The organism is Stenotrophomonas sp. FR024 (assembly GCF_047500745.2).
GTDB lineage: Bacteria > Pseudomonadota > Gammaproteobacteria > Xanthomonadales > Xanthomonadaceae > Stenotrophomonas > Stenotrophomonas maltophilia_A.
This window is the reverse complement of the sequence record NZ_JAXAXM020000003.1, coordinates 339199-345780: the sequence shown is the minus strand read 5'-3', so window position 1 is coordinate 345780 and position 6582 is coordinate 339199. Positions and strand designations below refer to the sequence as shown.

At 66.4% G+C, this 6582-nt stretch carries 7 protein-coding genes; 4 read left to right on the top strand and 3 right to left on the bottom strand.

Annotation, left to right across the window (positions count from 1 at the left end; all coding sequences use genetic code 11):
* Nucleotides 1-115: 115 nt before the first annotated feature.
* Together ACMZ91_RS05675 and ubiE are read right to left on the bottom strand one after the other, a co-directional pair.
* Nucleotides 116-2044, bottom strand: a complete 1929-nt coding sequence (locus ACMZ91_RS05675; RefSeq protein ID WP_142806765.1) for a M1 family metallopeptidase — start codon at nucleotides 2042-2044, stop codon at nucleotides 116-118.
* A 302-nt stretch (nucleotides 2045-2346) separates the two neighbouring features.
* Nucleotides 2347-3108 (bottom strand): bifunctional demethylmenaquinone methyltransferase/2-methoxy-6-polyprenyl-1,4-benzoquinol methylase UbiE, encoded by a 762-nt coding sequence (gene ubiE / locus ACMZ91_RS05670; protein WP_005411082.1) that lies wholly within the window; start codon nucleotides 3106-3108, stop codon nucleotides 2347-2349.
* A gap of 80 nt (nucleotides 3109-3188) precedes the next feature.
* On the opposite strand from ubiE, the gene ACMZ91_RS05665 reads away from it, so the two are divergent.
* The 4 genes from ACMZ91_RS05665 to ACMZ91_RS05650 all read left to right on the top strand — a co-directional run bounded on the left by ACMZ91_RS05665 (nucleotide 3189) and on the right by ACMZ91_RS05650 (nucleotide 4987).
* Entirely contained in the window at nucleotides 3189-3641 is a 453-nt protein-coding gene (locus ACMZ91_RS05665) for a nucleoside deaminase (protein WP_049399252.1), read from the top strand.
* A 199-nt stretch (nucleotides 3642-3840) separates the two neighbouring features.
* A complete protein-coding gene (locus ACMZ91_RS05660) occupies nucleotides 3841-4101 on the top strand; it encodes a hypothetical protein (RefSeq protein ID WP_049399251.1) in 261 nt (86 codons plus the stop codon).
* A gap of 74 nt (nucleotides 4102-4175) precedes the next feature.
* Nucleotides 4176-4502, top strand: coding sequence for a hypothetical protein (locus ACMZ91_RS05655; protein WP_049463228.1), 327 nt, complete (start codon nucleotides 4176-4178; stop codon nucleotides 4500-4502).
* Between the two features lie 62 nt (nucleotides 4503-4564).
* Complete coding sequence (locus ACMZ91_RS05650; RefSeq protein WP_032129005.1) at nucleotides 4565-4987, top strand: low affinity iron permease family protein; 423 nt, start codon at nucleotides 4565-4567, stop codon at nucleotides 4985-4987.
* Between the two features lie 98 nt (nucleotides 4988-5085).
* On the opposite strand, the gene smeF is transcribed toward ACMZ91_RS05650, so the two are convergent.
* A complete protein-coding gene (smeF, locus tag ACMZ91_RS05645) occupies nucleotides 5086-6486 on the bottom strand; it encodes a multidrug efflux RND transporter outer membrane subunit SmeF (RefSeq protein ID WP_134951031.1) in 1401 nt (466 codons plus the stop codon).
* Between the last annotated feature and the right edge of the window lie 96 nt (nucleotides 6487-6582).

The following is a 6582-nucleotide window of genomic DNA, read 5'->3' as shown; positions in this document are numbered from 1 at the left end:
GGACTTCGATCCGGCCATGCTGAAGGTGGGTCAAGCCTGCTTCCAGCAGGCTTGACCACGAACATAGGATCTCGACTCTACAAAAAAAGCGCCGGGGGATGCCCGGCGCGTTTTCTTACTTGGCTTCGGCCTTGGCCAGCATGTCCTGGACCGAGGCGGTGGTGATCGGGTGGTAGCCCGGCTTGGCCTTTTCGAAGGCCTGCTTGGCCAGCTCCAGCCCCTTCGGAGTTTTCACCAGTTCGGCGTAGATCGGCAGGATCAGCTTGCGACGGCCGACGCGCTCGATGAAGGCGGCCGCGCCTTCATTGGCCTGCTCGTAGCCGCTGCGGATCGCCAGCGGGTACCAGCGCATGGCGATTTCGCCATTCGGGGTGCCGGTGAAGTGGAAGGCCTTGTCCAGCGTGGCCAGCTTGTCCAGCGGCTGGGTCGCGCCCAGGCCGTCGATGAAGCGCACCCATTCCTGCGTGCTCCAGTCGGCGATGACCTGGCTGCTCGGCACGGTGCCGGCGCTGGCAAAGGCGATGCGCGCGGTATCGACGCTGCTGAAGTTGCGCGACTGCGCCTTGGCCGCGAACGCCGGGATGCCCGGCTCGTCCAGCCACGCCTTCAGTTCGGCCTCGGTCACTGCCGACGGATTCTTCGGCAGCAGGTTCTTTTTCAGGTACTCGACGAACTGGTCGGTGTTCGCGCTCTGGAAGGCGTGGTCATCGAACCAGCCACGCAGGAACGGATCGAAGGTTTCGCGGCCGAAGCGCTGCTCCAGGAATTCCAGGAACCACGAACCCTTGACGTAGGCGACCTGGCTGAGGGCTTCGTCAGGGTCACGCTCGTTCAGCGGCGGCAGCGCCAGCGCCTGGTCGGCCGGGCTCATGTCCTTCACTTCGGCCAGCAGGTCGGTCTGGTCGATCTGCTTCTCCATCTCGGCCATTTCCTTGCCGTACAGAGCTTCGGTGATGCGGCCCTGGACGTAGGTGGTGAAGCCTTCATTGAGCCAGATGTCCTTCCAGCTGGCGTTGGTCACCAGGTTGCCCGACCAGCTGTGCGCCAGTTCGTGGGCGACCAGCGAGACCAGCGACTTGTCACCAACGATCACGGTCGGGGTGGCGAAGGTCAGGCGCGGGTTCTCCATGCCACCGAACGGGAACGACGGCGGCAGCACCAGCATGTCGTAGCGGCCCCAGCGGTATTCGCCGTACAGCTTCTCGGCGGCACCGATCATCTTCTCGGTGTCTTCGAATTCCTTGGCGGCCTTGTTGACCATGGTCGGCTCGGCCCAGACGCCGGAGCGGCCGGAGATCGGCTCGAACACCAGGTCGCCGGCCGCGATGGCCAGCAGGTAGGACGGAATCGGCTGCGGCATCTTGAAGGTGTAGTCACCGTCACGCGCGGCCTTCGGATCGTTGTCGGCGCTCATCAGCACCATCACGTCCGGGCGCGAGACCACGTGCGCGCTGTAGGTGAAACGCACGCTCGGGGTGTCCTGCAGCGGCACCCACGAACGGGCGTGGATGGCCTGCGACTGGCTGAACATGAAGGGCAGCTTCTTGCCCTCGGTCATCGACGGTGCCAGCCACTGCAGGCCCGAGGCGGTCGGCGCGGTGTGGTAGGTCACTTCCACCTTGGCCGGCTGTTCCGGGGCTTCGATGGTCAGCTTGCTGCCGAACACCTTGTCAGCGGCGGCCAGCTCGAACTTCAACGGGCTGCGCGCGCCATCGGCAGCGACGGCCTCGACCTTGGACACGGTCAGCTCGCGGGTGTCGAGCACCAGCTGCTTGGCGTCCTTCTGCTTCCATTCCAGGGTGTAGGTGGCGGTGCCGCCGATCTGCTTCTGGTCGAAGTCCAGCTTCAGATCCAGCGCGATGTCCTTGATGACGACCTTGTCCGGCTCGGCGTACGAGCTTTCGTCGTGGCTGCGGTTCTCGGCGTTCACGGGGGCGGCGGGGGCCTTTTCGGCAGTCGGGGCGGCGGCGGGCGCGGCCGCCTCCTGGGAGCAGCCGGCGGCCAGGGCCACGGCCAGCGGAAGGAGCATCAGCGGATTACGCATGAATCGGGACCGTTACGGGGATCAGACCCCCAATGGTAACTCCCTCCGGCTCAGCAGGCGTTGCGCGGTGCGGGGTAATGGCGGCCGGGGCCGATCCTGCGCCTCCGGCGCATGCCAACCAAGGTTGGCCTCTACCGGAATGGTGGCGGACGCGGTACGGGCGGCCGGGGCTGCGCTGCGCCTCGGGCGCATGCCAACCAAGGTTGGCCTCTACCGGTAGGTGCCAACCTTGGTTGGCACGGATGTGTCAGCGCCCGGTGCAGGCGTGTGCCAACCAAGGTTGGCACCTATCAGGGCAGGGCTTACAGCTTGTAGCCGGAGTGGATCGAAACAATGCCGCCGGTCAGGTTCTTGTAGTGGCAGCGCTCGAAGCCGGCCTGCCCCATCATCGCCTTCAGCTCATCCTGCGGCGGATGCTTGCGGATGCTCTCGGCCAGGTACTGGTAGCTGTCCGAATCGTTGGCGAACAGCTTGCCCAGCTTGGGCAGGATCTTGAACGAGTGGAAGTCGTAGATCGGCTTGAACCAGTCGGCGGTGACTTCGGAGAACTCCAGCACGCGGGCCTGGCCGCCCACCTTCAGCACGCGGTACATCTCGCGCAGGCCAGCGTCCTTGTCGGTCACGTTGCGCAGGCCGAAGGCGATGGTGACCAGGTCGAAGCTGTTGTCCGGGAACGGCAGGGCTTCGGCGTTGCACTGCACGTAGTCCAGGCCGAGCACCAGGCCGCGGTTGGTCAGGCGGTCACGGCCGACCGACAACATGCCGGCGTTGATGTCGCCCAGCACCACCGAGCCCTCGGCGCCAACGCGCTCCTTCAGCAGGGCGGCGATATCGCCGGTGCCGCCGGCCAGGTCGAGCACACGGTCGCCCGGCTTCACCTGCGCGGTCGCCACGTAGTAGCGCTTCCACGCCCGGTGCACGCCCAGGCTCATCAGGTCGTTCATCAGGTCGTAGTTGCGCGCGACCGAGGTGAACACCTGGCCGACCAGCTTCTGCTTGTCCTTGGCGGCGACGTCGCGGAACCCGAAATGGGTGGTACCGGCTTTGTAGGGGGATTCGCTCATGGCCCCGATTATCGCACCGCCGGGGGCCAGCGGCACCCCCTGCCCGTATCATGGCGGGCCACGACTTACCGGAGCCCCGCATGATCACCACGCCCGACTACCAGGCCCTGCTGCAGACCGCCATCGCCGAAGCCCGCCAGGGCCTGGCCGAGGGCGGCGTGCCGATCGGCGCGGCGCTGTACCACAACGACGGCCGCCTGCTCGGCTGCGGCCACAACCGCCGCGTGCAGGAAGGCGACCCGTCGGTGCACGGCGAAACCGATGCGTTCCGCAAGGCCGGCCGCCAGCGCCGCTACCAGGACACCATCATGGTCACCACGCTGGCGCCTTGCTGGTACTGCTCGGGCCTGGTGCGCCAGTTCAACATCGGCACCGTGGTGGTGGGCGAATCGCGCACATTCCAGGGCGGCATCGACTGGTTGCGCGAAAACGGCGTCAACGTAATCGACCTCGACAACCAGGAATGCGTCGATCTGCTCGGCGGCTTCATTGCGCAGCATCCCGAGATCTGGAACGAAGACATCGGTGAATGAGCACCACGCAGTGTGCTGTTGAACCCGCTTAATGAACGCTTCAGTGCCGGCACGCCCTAGTGCCGGCAGCGTTTGCGGCGCCAGCCGTGAACCCGCGCACAGTCAGCCGTGCCCCGTGCACACGCTGCGGTAACACCCCGCCCCAGCGTCGCGCCTAGGGTGGGGCTACCGGGACCTTCCTTCCCCGGCGGAGCCAGCCATGTGCGCGCACGCCGTACGCCCCACGCCCGACCCGATCCTTGACGCCATCCGCAAGCGCCTGCAGCAGCAGTTCGCGCTGCATCAGCGTGGCGCCCGGTTCTGGACCGCTTACCAGGGCCTGCAGCTGGAACTGGTGCGCGGCCATCCGCTCGAACACGAACGCCTCTGCAATGCCATGGCCGACATGGCCGAAGAGATGGGCGCGGTCGAGCATGCGCAACTGATAGGCAATCGCAACGCCGGCTGCACATCTCCCTGACGCGGTATCCACCGGGGTCCGGGCCACACTGCGATGAACCCCCACTCCCATCCACTTCAACCGATTGGATCGACATGCACGCCGAAGTCCCCACCATTCCCCCGGTCATCAATGTTGACGCTGAGCTTGACCACTGGCGCCGCCAGCATGCCGACGGTGCATTGGCGCACAACTCGTTCGGCTCGTACGTACCGTGGATCAAGTTCGCTTGCGATTCGCTGATCACCCAGCCGCGCGCCAGCAATGCGCAGCGCGACGAGATGTTCCAGACCCAGTACGCCCTGCAGATCATGCCGCGCCTGAGCGAAGCCCAGGCCCGCGAATTCGTCGACCGTTGCTGGCAGCACGTCTACCAGACCAGCCCGGTGCGCCTGCAGGACGCCCCGCGCCTGCGCGCCTGAGCTGCACAGCCCCTGCACGAGCCGCTGCCGATCATCCTCGTCACCTGAGTGGGACGACGACGATGAAAGCACGCAACCTGTTCAATACGATCGCCAAGAAGGCCGCGGCCGCCACCGGCTCGCCGTGGACCTTCCTGGCCGCGGTAGCGATCGTGGTGATCTGGGGCATCAGTGGCCCGGTATTCGGTTTCAACGACACCTGGCAGCTGGTGATCAACACCGGTACCACCATCATCACCTTCCTGATGGTGTTCCTGATCCAGCACACGCAGAACGCAGATACCGCCGCGATGCAGATCAAGCTGGACGAGCTGATCCGCGCGACGGCCGAAGCCAACAACGAACTGTTGGATCTGGAAGAACTGGACGAGGAGCGGCTGGAGGAGATCCGCCGCGAGTACGAGCAGATGGCGCGCGAAGCCGGCGACGCGCTGGCGCGGGTACGCGCCTGCCACGCAGCGCGGCGCGACGATGAAGCGGTGTAGCGCACACGCTCTGGAATGACAATGCCGGCCCGCGGCCGGCATTACCCTCGATCTCCAGGTAGGTGCCAACCAAGGTTGGCACCTACCAGAAGCACTGCTTACCCGCGCTCGTGCCAGCCGCCGCCCAGCACCTTGTACAGGGTGATGCGGTTGGCCTGCTGGGCCAGCTGCGCCTGCAGCTGGGTCTGCTGCGCGTTGTAGGCGGTACGGCGCGCATCAAGCAGGGTCACGAAGCTGTCCAGGCCAGCGTCGTAGCGTGCCTGCGACAGGCGGTTGGCCTGTTCGGCCGCTTCCACCAGGCGCTGCTGTGAACTCACCTGCTCATCCAGGCTGACGTTCAACGCCAGCGCATCGGCGGTTTCGCGGAAGCCCACCTGGATCGACTTCTCGTACTGCGCCAGCGCAATGTCACGGTCCGCATTGGCGATGGCCAGGTTGGCGCGCAGCTTGCCGCCCTGGAAGATCGGCAGCGTGATCTTCGGCAGGAAGCTCCACACGCGGGTGCCACTGTCGAACAGGTTGGACAATTCGCTCGAACCACTACCGATGCTGCCGGTCAGCGAGATGCTCGGGAAGAACGCCGCGCGTGCCGCACCGATGTTGGCGTTGGCCGCCAGCAGCTGGTGTTCGGCGGCCATGATGTCCGGGCGCTGCAGCAACACGTCGCTGGGCAGGCCGGCCGGCGGCGGTGCCAGTGCCAGCAGCTGCGGTTCGATGCTGTCCGGCAGCAGTGCCGGATCCAGCTGGCCACCGGCCAGCAGCGCCAGCGCGTTGCGGTCCTGGGCCAGCTGGCCACGCAGGCGTGCAGCATCCGTACGTGCGGTCTCGACCAGGGTACGGGTCTGGGTCAGCTCCAGCGCCGAACTGCCACCACGCTCGTGGCGGGCCTCGGCCAGGCGCAGCGAATCCTCGTAGGTCTTCAGCGTGGCATCGGCGATCTTCAGCCGCTGCGCATCAGCCCCGTAGGTCAGCCACGCCGTGGCGGTCTCGGCCACCAGGCTCAGCTGCGCGTTGCGGCGGTTGGCGGCCACGGCGAAGTACTGCTGCAGCGCCGCTTCACTGAGATTGCGCACGCGGCCGAACAGATCCAGCTCGAACTCGGCTACGCCAACACCGGCGGTGAACTGCTCGGTGACACCGGCGTCGGTACCACGGCGGTCCATCTGGCCGGTGACTGCCACGCCGGGCACACGGTCGGCGCGCTGTACGCGGTACTGGCCGCGCGCGCGTTCAACGTTGAGTACGGCCACGCGCAGGTCGCGGTTGTTCTGCAGCGACTGGTCGATCACCTGCTGCAGGCGCGCATCGGTGAAGAAGTCGCGCCAGCCGACGGCGGCGACATCGGCCACCTCGCCCTGCGCGGCCTCGGCCGGCCACTGCGCCGGAATGGCCGGAGCAACGGCGGTGTTCTTCGGCACCAGGGTGGAGCAGCCGGCGAGCGCGAGCGCGGCGGCAATGGAAACAAACAGGGATGCACTTTTCATGGGAATGACTTCCATCGGTACTGCCGGATGGCAGGAGGTAGTGCCGGCCGCTGGCCGGCAACCTCGTTGGATTCACATCACGCGGGCAGTAGGTGCCGGCCAGCGGCCGGC

Coding starts and splice junctions, on each gene's coding strand:
- ACMZ91_RS05675 (WP_142806765.1), bottom strand. CDS start 2,044: ATGCGTAATCCGCTGATGCTCCTTCCGCTGGCCGTGGCCCTGGCCGCC.
- ubiE (WP_005411082.1), bottom strand. CDS start 3,108: ATGAGCGAATCCCCCTACAAAGCCGGTACCACCCATTTCGGGTTCCGC.
- ACMZ91_RS05665 (WP_049399252.1), top strand. CDS start 3,189: ATGATCACCACGCCCGACTACCAGGCCCTGCTGCAGACCGCCATCGCC.
- ACMZ91_RS05660 (WP_049399251.1), top strand. CDS start 3,841: ATGTGCGCGCACGCCGTACGCCCCACGCCCGACCCGATCCTTGACGCC.
- ACMZ91_RS05655 (WP_049463228.1), top strand. CDS start 4,176: ATGCACGCCGAAGTCCCCACCATTCCCCCGGTCATCAATGTTGACGCT.
- ACMZ91_RS05650 (WP_032129005.1), top strand. CDS start 4,565: ATGAAAGCACGCAACCTGTTCAATACGATCGCCAAGAAGGCCGCGGCC.
- smeF (WP_134951031.1), bottom strand. CDS start 6,486: ATGGAAGTCATTCCCATGAAAAGTGCATCCCTGTTTGTTTCCATTGCC.